Genomic DNA, 15,901 nt, shown 5'->3' with positions numbered 1-15,901 from the left:
GTGTGGGCGCTCGCTGGAGGCTTCAGAAGATTGTCCGGATTGGTTTTTAACTGATTCGAGATGGTCAAAAAAATTGAAGTCTTGCGAAACGTCTAACACGTCAATTCGCTTTATGTTGTTTTGTTGTTCTTCGGGATGATGAAATGATTAAGTTATTGTTAGTGTAATAGATTTTGAGTAAGCAAACTTTTTAACTGAAGAGTTTGATCATGGCTCAGATTGAACGCTGGCGGCAGGCTTAACACATGCAAGTCGAGCGGTAGCACGGAGAAACTTGTTTCTTGGGTGACGAGCGGCGGACGGGTGAGTAACGCGTAGGAATCTACCTAGTAGAGGGGGACAACATGTGGAAACGCATGCTAATACCGCATACGCCCTGAGGGGGAAAGGAGGGGACTTTTCGGAGCCTTCCGCTATTAGATGAGCCTGCGTGAGATTAGCTAGTTGGTAGGGTAAAGGCCTACCAAGGCGACGATCTCTAACTGGTCTGAGAGGATGACCAGTCACACTGGGACTGAGACACGGCCCAGACTCCTACGGGAGGCAGCAGTGGGGAATATTGGACAATGGGCGCAAGCCTGATCCAGCCATGCCGCGTGTGTGAAGAAGGCCTTAGGGTTGTAAAGCACTTTCAGGGGTGAGGAAGGGTGATTGGTTAATACCCAATTATCTTGACGTTAGCCCCAGAAGAAGCACCGGCTAACTCTGTGCCAGCAGCCGCGGTAATACAGAGGGTGCAAGCGTTAATCGGAATTACTGGGCGTAAAGCGCGCGTAGGTGGTTTGTTAAGTCGGATGTGAAATCCCAGGACTCAACCTTGGAATGGCACCCGATACTGGCAGGCTAGAGTATGGTAGAGGGGTGTGGAATTTCCTGTGTAGCGGTGAAATGCGTAGATATAGGAAGGAACATCAGTGGCGAAGGCGACACCCTGGACTAATACTGACACTGAGGTGCGAAAGCGTGGGGAGCAAACAGGATTAGATACCCTGGTAGTCCACGCCGTAAACGATGTCTACTAGCCGTTGGGTTGTAATGACTTAGTGGCGCAGCTAACGCAATAAGTAGACCGCCTGGGGAGTACGGCCGCAAGGTTAAAACTCAAATGAATTGACGGGGGCCGCACAAGCGGTGGAGCATGTGGTTTAATTCGACGCAACGCGAAGAACCTTACCTACTCTTGACATCCAGAGAAGAACGCAGAGATGTGTTTGTGCCTTCGGGAACTCTGAGACAGGTGCTGCATGGCTGTCGTCAGCTCGTGTTGTGAAATGTTGGGTTAAGTCCCGTAACGAGCGCAACCCTTATCCTTACTTGCTAGCGGGTAATGCCGAGAACTTTAAGGAGACTGCCGGTGACAAACCGGAGGAAGGTGGGGACGACGTCAAGTCATCATGGCCCTTACGAGTAGGGCTACACACGTGCTACAATGGCGTATACAGAGGGCTGCGAACTTGCGAGAGTAAGCGAATCCCAGAAAGTACGTCGTAGTCCGGATTGGAGTCTGCAACTCGACTCCATGAAGTCGGAATCGCTAGTAATCGTGAATCAGAATGTCACGGTGAATACGTTCCCGGCCTTGTACACACCGCCCGTCACACCATGGGAGTTGATTGCTCCAGAAGTAGGTAGTCTAACCGTAAGGAGGACGCTTACCACGGAGTGGTCAATGACTGGGGTGAAGTCGTAACAAGGTAGCCCTAGGGGAACCTGGGGCTGGATCACCTCCTTAAACGATAGAAACCTCTGGTGAGCGTTCACACAAATTATCTGATGTCTAATTTATGAGAAGCACAGAAAGTATTTGGGTCTGTAGCTCAGTTGGTTAGAGCGCACCCCTGATAAGGGTGAGGTCGGCCGTTCAAATCGGCCCAGACCCACCAGAATTCCAATAACTGTGTTATTTAAGTTCTCGTTTAGCAAGTAAACGTCGGCCTTAAAAGCCTTGTTCTTGAAATTCTGGTATTTAATTGAAGATATGTTCTTCGATTAACCAAATACGATCTAGTAAGTAATGGGGCTATAGCTCAGCTGGGAGAGCGCCTGCTTTGCACGCAGGAGGTCTGCGGTTCGATCCCGCATAGCTCCACCATTTACTGATCATTCTGTGTAAAAGATTAGAAGAGAGTTCTAAGCAAGACGCTAAACATCTTATGCATTCGTGTGTTGGGTGATTTTTAGTCTCTGACTTAGTGCTTTGCACTAAACTTGCTCTTTAACAATTCGAATTTTGAAATAGACGATAATCAAGCGTCAAACCGGTGGAAAGCATCTTTAACCTAGATGACTTTCTAAATCGTAAATCCAGAGGGGTACAAAAGCCCTTTGGTATGTGATCCGAAACTATTTTGGGTTATATGGTCAAGTGACCAAGCGTGCACGGTGGATGCCTTGGCAGTCAGAGGCGATGAAGGACGTGGTAATCTGCGAAAAGGTTCGGGGAGTCGATAAACAGGCTTTGATCCGAACATGTCCGAATGGGGGAACCCACTCTACTTGTAGAGTATCCCACAGTGAATACATAGCTGTGAGGAGGCGAACGAGGGGAACTGAAACATCTAAGTACCCTTAGGAAAAGAAATCAACCGAGATTCCCTAAGTAGCGGCGAGCGAAAGGGGATTAGCCCTTAAGTGGTTTTGGTGTTAGTAGAAGGCTCTGGAAAGTGCCGCGATAGAGGGTGATAGCCCCGTATACGAAAACACCTTAATCATGAAAACGAGTAGGACGGGACACGTGTTATCCTGTCTGAATATGGGGGGACCATCCTCCAAGGCTAAATACTCCTGACTGACCGATAGTGAACCAGTACCGTGAGGGAAAGGCGAAAAGAACCCCTGTGAGGGGAGTGAAATAGATCCTGAAACCGTGTACGTACAAGCAGTGGGAGCGGACTTGTTCCGTGACTGCGTACCTTTTGTATAATGGGTCAACGACTTATTTTCAGTAGCAAGGTTAAACATGTAGTGGAGCCGTAGGGAAACCGAGTCTTAATAGGGCGTTTAGTTGCTGGGAATAGACCCGAAACCGGGCGATCTATCCATGAGCAGGTTGAAGGTTGAGTAACATCAACTGGAGGACCGAACCCACATCCGTTGAAAAGGCTGGGGATGACTTGTGGATAGGAGTGAAAGGCTAATCAAGCTCGGAGATAGCTGGTTCTCCTCGAAAGCTATTTAGGTAGCGCCTCGTATCTCACCATTGGGGGTAGAGCACTGTTTGGGCTAGGGGGTCATCCCGACTTACCAACCCCATGCAAACTCCGAATACCAATGAGTGCAATTACGGGAGACACACGGCGGGTGCTAACGTCCGTCGTGGAAAGGGAAACAACCCAGACCGTCAGCTAAGGTCCCAAAGTTACAGTTAAGTGGGAAACGATGTGGGAAGGCTTAGACAGCTAGGAGGTTGGCTTAGAAGCAGCCATCCTTTAAAGAAAGCGTAATAGCTCACTAGTCGAGTCGGCCTGCGCGGAAGATATAACGGGGCTAAAACTGTACACCGAAGCTACGGATGCTTAGTTTACTAGGCATGGTAGAGGAGCGTTCTGTAAGCCGTTGAAGGTCAAGCTGTAAGGCAGGCTGGAGGTATCAGAAGTGCGAATGTTGACATGAGTAACGATAAGGGGAGTGAAAAACTTCCCCGCCGGAAGACCAAGGTTTCCTGTCCCATGTTAATCAGGGCAGGGTGAGTCGGCCCCTAAGGCGAGGCAGAAATGCGTAGTCGATGGGAAACAGGTTAATATTCCTGTACTCGTGCATATTGCGATGGAGAGACGGAGAAGGCTAGGCCAGCACAGCGATGGTTGTCTGTGTTTAAGGCGGTAGGTTTAGGGCTTAGGCAAATCCGGCCCTTTTAAGACCGAGAACTGATGACGAAGCCTCTTTTGGGCGAAGTGGTTGATGCCATGCTTCCAGGAAAAACTTCTAAGCTTCAGATATGCAGGAACCGTACCCCAAACCGACACAGGTGGTCAGGTAGAGAATACCAAGGCGCTTGAGAGAACTCGGGTGAAGGAACTAGGCAAAATGGTACCGTAACTTCGGGAGAAGGTACGCCGGCCGGTGTGAAGGACTTGCTCCGTAAGCACTAGTCGGTCGAAGATACCAGGTGGCTGCGACTGTTTATTAAAAACACAGCACTCTGCAAACACGAAAGTGGACGTATAGGGTGTGACGCCTGCCCGGTGCTTGAAGGTTAATTGATGGGGTTAGCGCAAGCGAAGCTCTTGATCGAAGCCCAAGTAAACGGCGGCCGTAACTATAACGGTCCTAAGGTAGCGAAATTCCTTGTCGGGTAAGTTCCGACCTGCACGAATGGCGTAACGATGGCCACACTGTCTCCACCCGAGACTCAGTGAAATTGAAATCGCAGTGAAGATGCTGTGTATCCGCGGCTAGACGGAAAGACCCCGTGAACCTTTACTATAGCTTCACAGTGAACTTTGAACCTACTTGTGTAGGATAGGTGGGAGGCTTTGAAGCGGTGACGCCAGTTACCGTGGAGCCACTCTTGAAATACCACCCTGGTATGTTTGAGGTTCTAACTCAGGTCCGTAATCCGGATCGAGGACACTGTGTGGTGGGTAGTTTGACTGGGGCGGTCTCCTCCCAAAGAGTAACGGAGGAGCACGAAGGTGTGCTCAGCATGGTCGGAAATCATGCATAGAGTGTAAAGGCAAAAGCACGCTTAACTGCGAGACAGACACGTCGAGCAGGTACGAAAGTAGGTCTTAGTGATCCGGTGGTTCTGTATGGAAGGGCCATCGCTCAACGGATAAAAGGTACTCCGGGGATAACAGGCTGATACCGCCCAAGAGTTCACATCGACGGCGGTGTTTGGCACCTCGATGTCGGCTCATCACATCCTGGGGCTGAAGCCGGTCCCAAGGGTATGGCTGTTCGCCATTTAAAGTGGTACGCGAGCTGGGTTTAGAACGTCGTGAGACAGTTCGGTCCCTATCTGCCGTGGACGTTTGAGATTTGAGAGGAGCTGCTCCTAGTACGAGAGGACCGGAGTGGACGAACCTCTGGTGTTCCGGTTGTCACGCCAGTGGCATTGCCGGGTAGCTATGTTCGGACGGGATAACCGCTGAAAGCATCTAAGCGGGAAGCCTCCCTTAAGATAAGATCTCACTGGAACATAAGTTCCCTAAAGAGCCGTTCGAGACTAGGACGTTGATAGGTTGGGTGTGTAAGTGCTGTGAGGCATTGAGCTAACCAATACTAATTGCTCGTGAGGCTTGACCATATAACACCAAAGTGGTTTTTAAAGCGGAAACGCTACAATCACAGACACAGATTACGATAAAGCATCAGCAATGATGAGCATCGGTTTGATACTTGGTTATCACTATTTCAAAATGAATTGTTAAAGATCCAAGCACGTATTCGCGTGTTGTGGTGAGACGAAAAGAGTCCAGCCAGAACAAAACGCAAAACGAATTGCTTGACGATCATAGAGGCGTTGAACCACCTGATCCCATCCCGAACTCAGAAGTGAAAAGCGCCATCGCCGATGGTAGTGTGGGAGATCCCATGTGAGAGTAGGTCGTCGTCAAGCTTTATATTAAGAGAAACCCCGCCCTACTCAGTAGGGTGGGGTTTTTTCGTTTCAGGGACGTAGCATGATCCTTCCCACGTACGTGTGGGGCTCTTTATCAAAGACTCGCATGTGAGGGATAAGCATCCCGCAAGGGGATAAGCATCCCGCAAGGGGATAAGCATCCCGCAAGGGGATAAGCATCCCGCAAGGGGATAAGCATCCCGCAAGGGGATAAGCATCCATCATCAAGCTTTATATTAAGAAGGCCCTGATAGCTAACGCTGTCAGGGCTTTTTTTCGTCTCAAGGAAAGGGGCCGAGGTGCATCACCATCACCTTGGTATTCGCTTCGCTTTTGACGGCCTAAAGGCCGACCTACACTTGGTTCAGGTTTTTGTAGGTCGTGGCTTTAGCTCGACAAGACGTGATGTGTTGTCGCGAGCTTTTTTGACGGCCTGAAGACCGACCTACAGGGGTTTAACTATATATCACCCTGGTATTCGCTTCGCTTGCGCCTGTTTCGTAGGCTCACAACGTGGCAGAGCGATTCCAACCTAAGGCAATTGTTATATATTTTTTCAAAATTTTGATTTATATAGTTTTTGTCGATCGTGGCTTTAGCCCGACGCAGCATGAGATGCCTTTTTGTCGAGACCGAGACATATTATCTTATCCAAGATAACTGACTATCTTCTGCCTACAACATAGCAACAGTGGTTTTGCAGTTTAGTTAGCGAACTTGTAAATCTTGGTTCTGTGGGTCTCTTGAGGGAGGCCTAATCATGATCAGGCATGCTCTATAGCTTGCGAATGTTTTATACACATAACACTTAACGTAACTCTAAATTTAACTATGTAATAGCTAATGGTGATACTTTTGAAGTCAAGTAGCATTTATGTTTTTTGAAATTATTATTCTTCAATTTTTAACCTATAAAACCATTAAATACAATGAGATAGGATCGACTTTTGGAGATTTAAGGGCATTCTTTGTGCTGTTTTATTAAAAATTGTTCAAAACTTGATTGACCCAGCGACTGAAAGCGGACTACAATCAGTTTCGTTTAAAAGAGTTGGCAATATTTATGTCCAGAGTTGCGAATATTACGTCATGTATGTTCGGTCCTGTTAAGTCATAAGTAATACCGAGTTTTTTTAGCACTATAACGTAGGCGACTAGCGCCTGCGTATAAATTAACTTAACCTACAGGATAAACAGACATGTCTGACGTAGTAACTGGTACAGTAAAATTTTTCAACGAAACTAAAGGTTTCGGTTTCATCACTCAGGATTCTGGTCCTGATGTTTTTGTTCATTTCTCTGCAATCAACACTTCTGGTTTCAAAACTTTGGCTGAAGGCCAAAAAGTTGAATTCCAAGTAGCTCAAGGCAAAAAAGGCCCAGAAGCTCAAAACGTTACACCTTTATAAGGTAACGTTGCTGAGGTTATACTCAGCAGTGCGAATGCTAAAAAGCGACTTCTAAGTCGCTTTTTTTGTTTTTGTAGGCTGAACTTTTTAAGTACAGTATTGATTTGAACTATTGATTTTAGAAACGTGAGGTGACGTTTTATGGCTGTTAAGTCATTGCAAGAGCAGTTATTGGGTGTTGGGACTCGTTGATAAAAAGAAAGTTAAAAAGCTAAAAGCTGAGACGCTTCAACAGAAGCAAAAAATTAAAAAAGGCAAGATGCTTGCCACTGATGATACTGAGCGACAGGAGTCTCTAAAGCAACAAAGACTTGAGAAAGCAGAGAAAGATAGAGCATTAAATTTAGAGCGCCAAAAACTTGCTGAGCATAAGGCAATTCAAGGTCAGATTAGACAGATGATAGAGCAAAACCGTATTCGGAAAGAGGACGGTGACATTGCCTATCATTTTACAGACAGTAAAAAAGTGAAGCAGTTATATATAAGCCAGTCAATGCATGATGATTTAAGTCGGGGTCGTTTGGCTATTGTTAAGCTTGAACAGCAGTATGAGATTGTCCCTGAGCCTGTGGCTGTCAAGATTAATGAGCGTGATGCTTCTTACGTACTTGTTTGTAATAACCGTGTTGAAAGTGTTGATGATGACCCTTACGCTGACTTTAAAATTCCTGATGATTTAATGTGGTAACAGCGTTTTTTTCCTCTAAGAGGGTTTTTTTGCCCTCTTTGCCCTTATTTTTCCGGTCCTTATTCATCTTAATTTTCTCTTAAAGCAAGATTTCCCTTCTGTATTGACGAAAAATTTTCGAACTGATTTGATTTTTTTGTTTCTTCATATGCACATTATCTCGCGCTTTTTTATAAATCATTGTTATTTAATGGTTTTTTAATTTGTCTGGTATGAAATAGTGATGGGAAATCCTTTTTATATGTAATATTTCACAAAAATAGCACACATAGCGGATACTTGATGCAATTAGCTTGCACTAGGTTGTCAATTTCTGTGGAAAGTTTAGATTGTTTGACTGTTGCTTGCACATATCAAGCGCCTACAAGAAAAAGCGTACAAACATTTAAAAGGGAAACGAGAATGAAAAAATCGATTATTGCTATTGCTGTATCTAGCGCAGCTCTTGCGTCTGTATCTGCTTATGCTGCTGAAGGTTCTACAGTAGATGTTTACGGTAACATTCAATACGCCTATGCAGATAAAGATGCTGGCGGCAACTTTGAAGATAACGGTTCTACTATTGGTTTAAAAGGCGAGACTAAAATCAATGATGATTTGACCGCTTTCTTCAAGTACGAACTAGAATTTGATGCAGACCAAAAATCGGGTGCTGAAGACAATGGTAAAGCTGACTTAGACCAAGCTTTTGTTGGCTTGCAAGGTAACTTTGGTAAAGTTCAAATTGGTTCATTCGACACAATCTACAACAATGCGATTCAAGATGCGGTTGATCAATATGAATACCTAGGCTTTACAAATGCGGCAAAAACGTCTGAAGGCGATACCATTGCTTACTTCTCTCCTTCTGTAAACGGTTTTGAAGTGCAAGCGGCGGTGCAAGTTAAAGGCGACGCAAGCGAAGGTCAAGCTACGAATGCTAATTATGACAAATCTTCTTCTATGATGGTTGTTAAGTATTCTACTGGTATCGTGTCTGCTGCATTGGGTTACGATACTCGTGACAATACTGCTGATGCAGAAGCGACTACAGGCCTAGCTATTACAGTGACTCCTTTGGAAAACTTGTCTGTTACAGCTAAATACGAAACCACAGAAGATACTCGAGACATTCTTGGTTTAGCAGCACGTTACGGTTACGGTGCTGGTGATGTGTACGCTTCTTACCAAAATGTTGATCCTGATGCAGCAGGTTCTGATGACTTCAATGAATACGCGGCAGGCGTGACTTACAGCCTAGCATCAAATATCTATGTGTTTGGTGAAGTTGGTAAGTTTGAAAGTGCTACTAGCAGCGACACTGATACTCAAACAGCTGTTGGTGTTTACTACGGTTTCTAAGATCTTCTCATAGACGATTTTATTTACTCTAAGGCTCCTTCCTACCCAATAAGGTGGGAGCCTTATGTTAAGTACGATCATTCAAGGTTCCATATATCTCTCTTGTAGGCGGATTGTTGGAACATTTTTGGCACCAGGTGGCAGCACCCGGTGCTTTTTTTGCTTTGTATTTGTAGCTTAATGAATTTACGAAAAACTTGATTGTTATTTGACCAAACCGTTACACTTATTTTTCAATTATTTGGTGGCGGTTAATCATGCTTAATATGAACTTTGCTCAAGCGGTATTTATTGAAACAGATAAGGTCGATTGGGTTGCCAGTCCTATGTCTGGTGTTCATAGAAAACCATTAGCTAGAGAAGAGGCTGAACGTGGCCATGCGACTAGCTTGGTCCGCTACGATGCTGGTTCAGTTTTTCGGCCACATCCACATCCTCTAGGAGAAGAGATCCTTGTCCTAAAAGGTATTTTTTCTGATGAAAAAGGCGATTTTAAAGCCGGCAGTTACTTTCGTAATCCACCAGGTAGTAGCCATGCCCCACACAGTATTGATGGTTGTCTTTTGTTAGTGAAGTTGCACCAGTTTCAAACTTCAGATCTTAATCAGGTATATATTAGTACGCCTAAGATTTGGTCTTCTACAGCGTCTGAAATATTCCCTCTTTATCAATTTGGTAATGAGCGGGTTTGGCTTGTTCGTATTCAGAATAGTGAGAATCTGTTAAGTGAATTAGACTTATCTGATTCGGTTGAGTTATTTATGATATCGGGCCAAGCTAATTACGACGGCTTGTTAATCTCCTCAGAGGGGTGGTTGCGAGAGCCTAATTTTTTGCTGAGCCATTGGCGTGTCGAATCCGATTGTTTTATTTGGATTAAATCAGGACATTTTTAGTTTTTATTAAGCGGTATATTGGGGTTTCTGTGAAGCATATTGTACCCGAACAAAAGCGAGTATTTTTACCTGTAGTAGACAGCAATCAGCTGTTTCCTGTCGGCCGAGTTTATTGTGTTGGTCGTAATTATGCGGAGCATTCTAAAGAAATGGGAGACGATCCAGAAAGAGATCCACCTTTCTTTTTCAAGAAGGATGCATCGTGTGTCGTGCCTGTTACTTATTCAAATGTTACGCCTATCTCTTACCCGATGGCCACGTCACAGTTTGAATATGAAGTTGAGTTAGTTGTTGCTATCGGTAAAGGTGGTCGCCATTTAACGATGCAGCAAGCGAATGATGCCATTTTAGGTTATGCCGTTGGGTTAGACATGACTCGTCGTGATTTACAAGCACAAGCCAAAAAGAAAAGTCGTCCATGGGAGGTAGGTAAATCTTTTGATGAGTCCGCTCCGATAGGTCCTATTTCCTTAAAAAATGCTCAACTTACTGGTGATATATCAAAAGCGGAAATTGGCTTAAAAGTAAACGGGGGTACCAAGCAAATTAGTCATATTTCTAATTTAACTTGGTCTATTGAAGAAGTGATTTGCAAAATATCTGAGGTCTTTGAGTTACGTCCAGGTGATTTAATTATGACAGGCACACCCGAGAATGTCGGTGCTGTTGTTATGGGTGACATCATGCAGGCTTGGGTTACACATTTGGGAGAAATCCGAGTAAGTATTACTGATTAAATACAGTAAACTTTTCTAATAGGCTTGATGCTGCTGGGTGTTTGTATTCGGTTAGCAAGTGAATGGCTACTTCAGCAGTGCATAAGCCTATATTTTTTTGATTACGACGCTTTTGGTACAAAGATGTGATGCCTTTAATTTCGTAATGTGCGAATGCTTTTAAGTAAGGCGATTGGTTGTATATTTTCTTAGCTTGTTGCCAAGTGCCATCAATAATAATGATGTTGTCGACTGTTAGTGTCAGGTCAATTAAAGATGTCTGTTGCTGGTTTTCACATGGATATACCAGTATGGTGTTAGCGGGTGGTAGAGCTAATATTGCTGTGCTTGGATCCACTCTGGACCACACAATAATTTCGCACTCGCTTTCTAACGTCTCTTTTACTATTTTGCCTGTTCCAGATGTTTTTTTTAGTTCTTCACTGTGTGTCAGTAGCCAAATCTTCATGTTTATTTTTGCTTCAATTGAGTGAGTGCGAATGCTTTGGTTATTATACTGCTACTGACATGAACAAAAAATAAAAAAGCCTAACGCCAATTTTACAGTGTGGCGTCAGGCTTTTTTGAATGGTAGAAGGTTATTCTTTACCAATAGAGCCTATTTTATGGATGGCTAAATCCGCTCCGTTAAACTCATCTTCCTCACTTAGTCTTAGGCCGCTCACCGCCTTGACTATTCCATATACGATGAATCCACTCAGTGTTGCTATTATAATACCACCTAAGCTTCCTAGCAGCTGAGAGATAAGACTTACGCCACCTAGTCCACCAAGTGCTTCGGAACCAAAGATACCGGCTGCAATGCCCCCCCAAGCTCCGCAGACGCCATGAAGTGGCCAAACGCCAAGTACATCGTCAGTATGCTTAAATTTCTGCTGAATAACGGTAAACAAGATTGTGAAGATCATCCCCGCAATGGCCCCCGTGGCTAGCGCCCCAATGGGGTGCATGATGTCGGAGCCTGCGCATACGGCGACTAAGCCTGCTAGTGGGCCGTTGTGTATGAAGCCTGGGTCATTTTTTCCAAATAGCATAGCAGCGATGATTCCTCCTACCATCGCCATCAAGGAATTAACCGCAACTAGTCCACTAATGCCTTCTAATGTTTGAGCAGACATGACGTTAAAGCCAAACCAACCTATGCATAAGATCCAAGCTCCTAACGCTAAAAAGGGGATGTTTGATGGTGCAAAGGCGACAAGTTTGCCATTTCTAAAACGTCCTTTTCGAGTGCCTAGTAATAAAATGGCCGTTAAGGCGACCCAGCCCCCAAATGCGTGGACAACAACAGACCCAGCAAAATCATGAAAGGGCTCACCATATTGTGTTTCTAGCCAGCCCTGTATTCCATAATTACCATTCCAAACTATGCCTTCAAAGAGTGGGTAGGCGACACCAACAATCACAGCGGCAGAGATTAGCATGGGATAAAATTTTGCTCGTTCAGCCACGCCACCAGATATGATGGCAGGGATAGCGGCTGCAAAAGTCATTAAAAAGAAAAACTTCACGAGACTGTAACCGTGTTCCTGAGACAGCACTGCGGCGCTGTCAAAGAAGTTAACCCCATAGGCTATTTGATAGCCGATAAAGAAATAAACAAGGGCTGATATGGCGAAATCAGTCATTATTTTGACTAAGGCGTTGACTTGGTTTTTATGGCGAACGGTACCGACTTCTAAAAAAGCAAACCCAGCGTGCATGGCAAATACCATGATAGCTCCGAGTAAGATGAAGAGGGTGTTTGAGCTAGATACTAGCATTTCTACTGCACTATTTGAGGGTGTCACGGATTACTCCTAATGGTTTTTCTGCACCAAAATGGTTTTGTTTGTTTGTTTTTTTGCCCAATAGTTGGGCTATTTTATGTATTTTCTTTGTTAAAAATCCGTTTGCTCCATTTTCTAGCAATAAATGTTCCATTTTTGCTTTTTTTGGTGCTTTCTTTTGCTTTTGTGTATTAGTGCACCATTGTGGTGTTTGAGTGGGGTTATTATTGCTTCAAGAGAGATTTTTATTGACTCTGGTTATCTATGGGGAATATTACTTTTTTTAACAATACTTGCTTTTCATCTGCTTTCTATTTTACTTTCTAAGACATATTATATTTAGAAGTGTGTTTTTTATGCTAACGCGAATTAATATACTTAACGTTAAGTCCTTGCTTATTTAAGCTTAGTTATAAAGACTGCTCATTAAGAGCAGCAAAAATAAAATGAGGTTGTTATGTCAGGTCAATTAGTATCAGGTATTGTTAAATGGTTTAATGACGAAAAAGGATTTGGTTTCATTGCTCGTGAAGGCGGTCCTGATGTTTTTGTTCATTTTCGTTCTATAAATGGCAATGGTCGTCGTACTCTACAAGAAGGTCAGAAAGTGACATTTGAAGTGACTCAAGGCCAGAAAGGTCCTCAAGCTGAGAATGTTACACCAGTGTAACTGGTGCTTTAATTGGCTAAAAACCATGCGTTTAACTGCTTATTTTAGGTAAGATGTTAATGATGAGCATGGTTTTTTTATGTCTATTGTTTTTCATTTATAGGAGGGTGTTTTGTTACCTGTGTTGTACTCGTTTCGGCGTTGCCCTTACGCTATTAGAGTCAGATATACACTTGCTTTTTTAAACGTGTCTGTCTATCTGCGAGAAGTGATTTTAAAGGCAAAACCGGACGCACTCTTATCATTAGGTGGTCGATCCACCGTCCCTCAGTTGATTGATGTTGATGGTGCGAGATATGCGGAGAGTTCCGATATTATTTTTTGGGCGCTTTCGAAGTCCAGTATAAAAAATAGATCTCAGCAGTTGTGGCCATCAGAAATAAAGCAAAGAAATAACATGCAGGCGTGGATTGCTTATAATGACCACTTTTTTAAATATTGGCTTGATCGTTATAAATACGCAGATAGGTATCCTGATTTTTCGGAAGTATATTACCGCTCTAAGGGGGAAATATTCTTACAAAGACTAGAAAATCGTTTAAAAAAGCGAAGTTATTTGTTTGGGGAGAGCGAAACCTTGCCTGACATTATGATTTTTCCATTTGTTCGTCAGTTTGTGGCCGTAAACCAAAGTTGGTTTGATATTTCTCAATATAATAACGTAAAAGTCTGGCTGGCCAGATTTATCAATTCTGCTTTGTTTCAATCTGTCGTAATGATTAAACACTCGGCTTGGCAAGCGGGGCAGGCGGAAGTGCCTTTCCCCGCTTAAACCGTAAGCTTTACTCTATCAAGCCAAAGGTTACCCAGTATAAGAAGCTAGGATCAGCATCATTAGGTTGTTGTATTGGAACGAACTGACCTTGCTTGCTAATATAGGAAGAATTGGGGAAGTTTTGTTTTAACACGGAAAAATTGGTTTCAGCTAGATCGGTTTTTTCCAAGTCATTATAAGACTGTACGCTTATTGCTAGAGCCTCTTCCACAGACTGTGAACTTGGATAATTTTGAATGACCTCTTGGCTACGACGGAGTGCAGAAAGCGGTGCTTTTCTTTTTAGGTAGTAGTGAGCCACTTGTAATTCATGACGAGCGACCATTTCACGTAAATAGTACATACGCGCTTTTCCGTCTGGTGCATAGGCGCTGTTTGGAAAACGAGAGGTAAAATCCGCTAATTCGTTGAAGGCCTTAGACAGTTCTTTCGAGTCTCTTTCACTGGGGTCTAAGTTTAAGTAGCGAGACATTAGACTTTCTGCCCCCTTGTAAGTAGATAAGGCACGCATGTAGTAAGCGTAATCAATCGAATCATGCTCAGGGTGGTTTTTGATAAAGCGTTCCGCTGCCGCGTGAGCAGCAATGAAGTCGCTTGCTTCCATTTGGGCATAGATGAGATCTAATTCTGCGCGTGTGCTGAATTCGCCAAATGGATAGCGTGAATCCAAGTCTTTGAGGTGTTTTATTGCAGTGGATGGCAAGTTTTCTTTCAGTGCCTGTTGCGCTTTATCATAATAAACGCGTTCAGGCAGGTCTGGTTCTTGTACTTGCTTACTTGAACAAGCCACAATTAATAAAGAAAAACCAACTATTCCAGAGAATCGGAGCAACGAGTGATGAAATCCCATGTATAATCAAAACCTTGATATGGTAGTAGATTAGCCTCAATCGGCATTTTGTAGCGTTAAATTGCGAAAGATGATGAAGTGCAAGGCGCTACACGTTTTTTCACTTTCAGACTCTATGATAAATTTAATGAGCTGAAAACAACAGATTAAAGTACATTGTATGGCAGAGCGCATAGTAAAAGAAGCCCAAGTTCCTTTCGATTTGGGTGGTAATCGATTTGATCAGATCGCAACAGAGCTGTTTAGTGACTATTCTCGCTCACGAATTCAGAGCTGGATTAAAGAAGGTGCCTTAACGGTTGATGGTAAACTGACTAAACCGAAAGAAAAATTGTTTGGTGGTGAGTTGGTGTCATTGGACATAGTGATCGAAGCTCAAGAAGAGCATGAAGCGCAAGAAATGGCGCTAGATGTCGTTTATGAAGATGACGACATTATGATCATCAACAAGCCTGCTGGATTGGTTGTGCATCCAGCTGTGGGTAATCGCGATGGTACCTTGATGAATGCGATCCTTCACCATGCGCCTGAAACAGCTCATCTGCCTCGCGCGGGTATTGTACATCGCTTAGATAAAGAAACCACAGGGTTGATGGTCGTGGCTAAAACATTGGCAGCGCAGACCGATTTGGTTATGCAGCTGCAAGAACGCAGCATGGGACGTGAATATGAAGCCGTTTCGATTGGCGTGATGACCGGTGGTGGCGTTGTTGATCAGCCTATCGGCCGTCACCCACACAATCGTCAAAAACAAGCGGTTGAGCCTGTTAATGGTAAGGAAGCTGTGACCCATTATCGCTTGGTGGAACGTTTTAAAAACCATACGCATATTCGCTTGAAGTTGGAAACGGGTCGTACCCATCAAATTCGTGTGCACATGGCATTTATTCAGTATCCATTGGTCGGTGATCCTCAATATGGTGGTCGTCTAAAAATGCCAAAGGCTTGTTCCCCTGAATTACAAGACGAGTTGAGACACTTTCGTCGTCAGGCGTTGCATGCAAAAAAACTCGAGCTTGCTCATCCTATTACCAGGAAATGGATGGAATGGGAAATTGATTTACCCGACGATATGAAAAAATTGTTGGATGCGCTTCGAAAAGATACGGTGGAGTCCGGTAGTAACGATTCTGAGTATTTTTAATGCGATACGATTAAAAAAAGGCAGCCTAGGCTGCCTTTTTATTTAAAAGATAGTGGTTT

Annotated in this window: 12 protein-coding genes, 2 tRNA genes and 3 rRNA genes; 13 read left to right on the top strand and 4 right to left on the bottom strand. The window is 44.0% G+C overall.

Translation table 11 applies throughout. The features are described 5' to 3' along the window. The first annotated feature begins 191 nt into the window (after positions 1-191). The 10 genes from AC0L6V_RS13755 (at position 192) to AC0L6V_RS13710 (ending at position 10,634) form a co-directional block, all read left to right on the top strand. Positions 192-1,732: ribosomal RNA gene (locus AC0L6V_RS13755) — 16S ribosomal RNA — on the top strand. 74 nt (positions 1,733-1,806) lie between these two features. Continuing rightward, positions 1,807-1,883, top strand: a tRNA-Ile gene (locus AC0L6V_RS13750). Between the two features lie 133 nt (positions 1,884-2,016). Next, positions 2,017-2,092 (top strand) — tRNA-Ala (locus AC0L6V_RS13745). A gap of 267 nt (positions 2,093-2,359) precedes the next feature. Further along, positions 2,360-5,248, top strand: a 23S ribosomal RNA gene (locus AC0L6V_RS13740). Between the two features lie 197 nt (positions 5,249-5,445). Next, a 5S ribosomal RNA gene (gene rrf / locus AC0L6V_RS13735) occupies positions 5,446-5,560 on the top strand. Together the 16S, 23S and 5S rRNA genes with 2 tRNA genes alongside form the textbook arrangement of a ribosomal RNA operon. Positions 5,561-6,762: 1,202 nt before the next feature. After that, a complete protein-coding gene (locus AC0L6V_RS13730) occupies positions 6,763-6,972 on the top strand; it encodes a cold-shock protein (protein ID WP_024024079.1) in 210 nt (69 codons plus the stop codon). Between the two features lie 178 nt (positions 6,973-7,150). Then, the gene (locus tag AC0L6V_RS13725) at positions 7,151-7,660 is read left to right on the top strand and encodes a DUF2058 domain-containing protein (RefSeq protein ID WP_418138362.1); all 510 of its coding nucleotides are present in this window, start codon (positions 7,151-7,153) and stop codon (positions 7,658-7,660) included. Between the two features lie 402 nt (positions 7,661-8,062). Next, positions 8,063-9,001, top strand: a complete 939-nt coding sequence (locus tag AC0L6V_RS13720; protein WP_265218197.1) for a porin — start codon at positions 8,063-8,065, stop codon at positions 8,999-9,001. 257 nt (positions 9,002-9,258) lie between these two features. After that, on the top strand, positions 9,259-9,897 hold the full coding sequence (locus AC0L6V_RS13715) for a cupin domain-containing protein (protein ID WP_265218198.1): 639 nt from the start codon (positions 9,259-9,261) through the stop codon (positions 9,895-9,897). A 29-nt stretch (positions 9,898-9,926) separates the two neighbouring features. After that, positions 9,927-10,634 carry a fumarylacetoacetate hydrolase family protein gene (locus tag AC0L6V_RS13710; protein ID WP_265218199.1) on the top strand — a complete coding sequence of 236 codons (708 nt, stop codon included), beginning with the start codon at positions 9,927-9,929 and terminating at the stop codon, positions 10,632-10,634. Here the strand turns inward: AC0L6V_RS13710 and AC0L6V_RS13705 are convergent. From AC0L6V_RS13705 to AC0L6V_RS13695, 3 genes are all read right to left on the bottom strand, one after another. Further along, positions 10,624-11,082, bottom strand: a complete 459-nt coding sequence (locus AC0L6V_RS13705; RefSeq protein WP_346433233.1) for a tRNA-uridine aminocarboxypropyltransferase — start codon at positions 11,080-11,082, stop codon at positions 10,624-10,626. The genes AC0L6V_RS13710 and AC0L6V_RS13705 overlap by 11 nt on opposite strands. A gap of 130 nt (positions 11,083-11,212) precedes the next feature. After that, positions 11,213-12,424 (bottom strand): ammonium transporter, encoded by a 1,212-nt coding sequence (locus AC0L6V_RS13700; RefSeq protein ID WP_409418669.1) that lies wholly within the window; start codon positions 12,422-12,424, stop codon positions 11,213-11,215. Then, entirely contained in the window at positions 12,408-12,557 is a 150-nt protein-coding gene (locus AC0L6V_RS13695; RefSeq protein WP_265218200.1) for a hypothetical protein, read from the bottom strand. Before AC0L6V_RS13695 ends, AC0L6V_RS13700 begins: the two co-directional genes overlap by 17 nt. A 303-nt stretch (positions 12,558-12,860) precedes the next feature. Between AC0L6V_RS13695 and AC0L6V_RS13690 the strand changes: the two genes are divergently transcribed. Further along, on the top strand, positions 12,861-13,073 hold the full coding sequence (locus tag AC0L6V_RS13690) for a cold-shock protein (RefSeq protein WP_111608974.1): 213 nt from the start codon (positions 12,861-12,863) through the stop codon (positions 13,071-13,073). Between the two features lie 121 nt (positions 13,074-13,194). Then, a complete protein-coding gene (locus tag AC0L6V_RS13685; protein WP_265219369.1) occupies positions 13,195-13,845 on the top strand; it encodes a glutathione S-transferase in 651 nt (216 codons plus the stop codon). 10 nt (positions 13,846-13,855) lie between these two features. On the opposite strand, the gene AC0L6V_RS13680 is transcribed toward AC0L6V_RS13685, so the two are convergent. After that, positions 13,856-14,698, bottom strand: coding sequence for an outer membrane protein assembly factor BamD (locus AC0L6V_RS13680; protein ID WP_265218201.1), 843 nt, complete (start codon positions 14,696-14,698; stop codon positions 13,856-13,858). 160 nt (positions 14,699-14,858) lie between these two features. Between AC0L6V_RS13680 and rluD the strand changes: the two genes are divergently transcribed. After that, positions 14,859-15,842 (top strand): 23S rRNA pseudouridine(1911/1915/1917) synthase RluD, encoded by a 984-nt coding sequence (gene rluD, locus AC0L6V_RS13675; protein ID WP_265218202.1) that lies wholly within the window; start codon positions 14,859-14,861, stop codon positions 15,840-15,842. Positions 15,843-15,901: the final 59 nt, after the last annotated feature.

Source organism: Marinomonas sp. G8-14, assembly GCF_055808935.1.
This window is presented reverse-complemented; position numbering and strand designations above follow the sequence as displayed.

Excerpts from the sequence above, each read along its gene's own strand:
- AC0L6V_RS13730 (WP_024024079.1), top strand. The coding sequence starts at position 6,763 with ATGTCTGACGTAGTAACTGGTACAGTAAAATTTTTCAACGAAACTAAA.
- AC0L6V_RS13720 (WP_265218197.1), top strand. The coding sequence starts at position 8,063 with ATGAAAAAATCGATTATTGCTATTGCTGTATCTAGCGCAGCTCTTGCG.
- AC0L6V_RS13715 (WP_265218198.1), top strand. The coding sequence starts at position 9,259 with ATGCTTAATATGAACTTTGCTCAAGCGGTATTTATTGAAACAGATAAG.
- AC0L6V_RS13705 (WP_346433233.1), bottom strand. The coding sequence starts at position 11,082 with ATGAAGATTTGGCTACTGACACACAGTGAAGAACTAAAAAAAACATCT.
- AC0L6V_RS13695 (WP_265218200.1), bottom strand. The coding sequence starts at position 12,557 with ATGGAACATTTATTGCTAGAAAATGGAGCAAACGGATTTTTAACAAAG.
- AC0L6V_RS13690 (WP_111608974.1), top strand. The coding sequence starts at position 12,861 with ATGTCAGGTCAATTAGTATCAGGTATTGTTAAATGGTTTAATGACGAA.
- AC0L6V_RS13680 (WP_265218201.1), bottom strand. The coding sequence starts at position 14,698 with ATGGGATTTCATCACTCGTTGCTCCGATTCTCTGGAATAGTTGGTTTT.
- rluD (WP_265218202.1), top strand. The coding sequence starts at position 14,859 with ATGGCAGAGCGCATAGTAAAAGAAGCCCAAGTTCCTTTCGATTTGGGT.